The sequence below is a fragment of the Bacillus sp. M5A3_1b genome, assembly GCF_053345335.1.
Map to the genome: position 1 here is coordinate 1 of NZ_JBKEZY010000030.1, position 2992 is coordinate 2992.

1 rRNA gene is annotated in these 2992 nt (G+C 51.2%); it reads left to right on the forward strand.

Going from position 1 to position 2992, the window contains the following annotated elements:
* Positions 1–56: 56 nt before the first annotated feature.
* Positions 57–2978: ribosomal RNA gene (locus tag ACLBWW_RS28525) — 23S ribosomal RNA — on the forward strand.
* Positions 2979–2992 lie beyond the last annotated feature (14 nt).

Sequence of the window (2992 nt, forward strand, 5' to 3'; positions counted from 1 at the left end):
GTATGTTCTTTGAAAACTAGATAACAGTGTAGCTCATATTTTTTTAATTTTAGTTTGGTTAAGTTAGAAAGGGCGCACGGTGGATGCCTTGACACTAGGAGTCGATGAAGGACGGGACTAACGCCGATATGCTTCGGGGAGCTGTAAGTAAGCTTTGATCCGAAGATTTCCGAATGGGGAAACCCACCATACGTAATGGTATGGTATCCTTACCTGAATACATAGGGTAAGGAAGACAGACCCAGGGAACTGAAACATCTAAGTACCTGGAGGAAGAGAAAGCAAATGCGATTTCCTGAGTAGCGGCGAGCGAAACGGAACATAGCCCAAACCAAGAGGCTTGCCTCTTGGGGTTGTAGGACATTCTATACGGAGTTACAAAGGAACGAGGTAGACGAAGCGACCTGGAAAGGTCCGTCGTAGAGGGTAACAACCCCGTAGTCGAAACTTCGTTCTCTCTTGAATGTATCCTGAGTACGGCGGAACACGTGAAATTCCGTCGGAATCTGGGAGGACCATCTCCCAAGGCTAAATACTCCCTAGTGATCGATAGTGAACCAGTACCGTGAGGGAAAGGTGAAAAGCACCCCGGAAGGGGAGTGAAAGAGATCCTGAAACCGTGTGCCTACAAATAGTCAGAGCCCGTTAATGGGTGATGGCGTGCCTTTTGTAGAATGAACCGGCGAGTTACGATCCCGTGCGAGGTTAAGCTGAAGAGGCGGAGCCGCAGCGAAAGCGAGTCTGAATAGGGCGTTTAGTACGTGGTCGTAGACCCGAAACCAGGTGATCTACCCATGTCCAGGGTGAAGTTCAGGTAACACTGAATGGAGGCCCGAACCCACGCACGTTGAAAAGTGCGGGGATGAGGTGTGGGTAGCGGAGAAATTCCAATCGAACCTGGAGATAGCTGGTTCTCCCCGAAATAGCTTTAGGGCTAGCCTTAAGTGTAAGAGTCTTGGAGGTAGAGCACTGATTGAACTAGGGGTCCTCATCGGATTACCGAATTCAGTCAAACTCCGAATGCCAATGACTTATCCTTAGGAGTCAGACTGCGAGTGATAAGATCCGTAGTCAAGAGGGAAACAGCCCAGATCGCCAGCTAAGGTCCCAAAGTGTGTATTAAGTGGAAAAGGATGTGGAGTTGCTTAGACAACTAGGATGTTGGCTTAGAAGCAGCCACCATTTAAAGAGTGCGTAATAGCTCACTAGTCGAGTGACTCTGCGCCGAAAATGTACCGGGGCTAAATACACCACCGAAGCTGCGAATTGATACCAATGGTATCAGTGGTAGGGGAGCGTTCTAAGTGCAGTGAAGTCAGACCGGAAGGACTGGTGGAGCGCTTAGAAGTGAGAATGCCGGTATGAGTAGCGAAAGACGGGTGAGAATCCCGTCCACCGAATGCCTAAGGTTTCCTGAGGAAGGCTCGTCCGCTCAGGGTTAGTCAGGACCTAAGCCGAGGCCGACAGGCGTAGGCGATGGACAACAGGTTGATATTCCTGTACCACCTCTTTATCGTTTGAGCAATGGAGGGACGCAGAAGGATAGAAGAAGCGTGCGATTGGTTGTGCACGTCCAAGCAGTTAGGCTGATAAGTAGGCAAATCCGCTTATCGTGAAGGCTGAGCTGTGATGGGGAAGCTCCTTATGGAGCGAAGTCTTTGATTCCCCGCTGCCAAGAAAAGCTTCTAGCGAGATAAAAGGTGCCTGTACCGCAAACCGACACAGGTAGGCGAGGAGAGAATCCTAAGGTGTGCGAGAGAACTCTGGTTAAGGAACTCGGCAAAATGACCCCGTAACTTCGGGAGAAGGGGTGCTTTCTTAACGGAAAGCCGCAGTGAATAGGCCCAAGCGACTGTTTAGCAAAAACACAGGTCTCTGCGAAGCCGTAAGGCGAAGTATAGGGGCTGACACCTGCCCGGTGCTGGAAGGTTAAGGAGAGGGGTTAGCGTAAGCGAAGCTCTGAACTGAAGCCCCAGTAAACGGCGGCCGTAACTATAACGGTCCTAAGGTAGCGAAATTCCTTGTCGGGTAAGTTCCGACCCGCACGAAAGGTGTAACGATTTGGGCACTGTCTCAACCAGAGACTCGGTGAAATTATAGTACCTGTGAAGATGCAGGTTACCCGCGACAGGACGGAAAGACCCCGTGGAGCTTTACTGTAGCCTGATATTGAATTTTGGTACAGTTTGTACAGGATAGGCGGGAGCCATTGAAACCGGAGCGCTAGCTTCGGTGGAGGCGCTGGTGGGATACCGCCCTGACTGTATTGAAATTCTAACCTACGGGTCTTATCGACCCGGGAGACAGTGTCAGGTGGGCAGTTTGACTGGGGCGGTCGCCTCCTAAAGTGTAACGGAGGCGCCCAAAGGTTCCCTCAGAATGGTTGGAAATCATTCGTAGAGTGCAAAGGCATAAGGGAGCTTGACTGCGAGACCTACAAGTCGAGCAGGGACGAAAGTCGGGCTTAGTGATCCGGTGGTTCCGCATGGAAGGGCCATCGCTCAACGGATAAAAGCTACCCCGGGGATAACAGGCTTATCTCCCCCAAGAGTCCACATCGACGGGGAGGTTTGGCACCTCGATGTCGGCTCATCGCATCCTGGGGCTGTAGTCGGTCCCAAGGGTTGGGCTGTTCGCCCATTAAAGCGGTACGCGAGCTGGGTTCAGAACGTCGTGAGACAGTTCGGTCCCTATCCGTCGTGGGCGTAGGAAATTTGAGAGGAGCTGTCCTTAGTACGAGAGGACCGGGATGGACGCACCGCTGGTGTACCAGTTGTTCTGCCAAGGGCATAGCTGGGTAGCTATGTGCGGAAGGGATAAGTGCTGAAAGCATCTAAGCATGAAGCCCCCCTCAAGATGAGATTTCCCATAGCGTAAGCTAGTAAGATCCCTGAAAGATGATCAGGTTGATAGGTTCGAGGTGGAAGCATGGTGACATGTGGAGCTGACGAATACTAATAGATCGAGGACTTAACCATATAATATGAAGCAA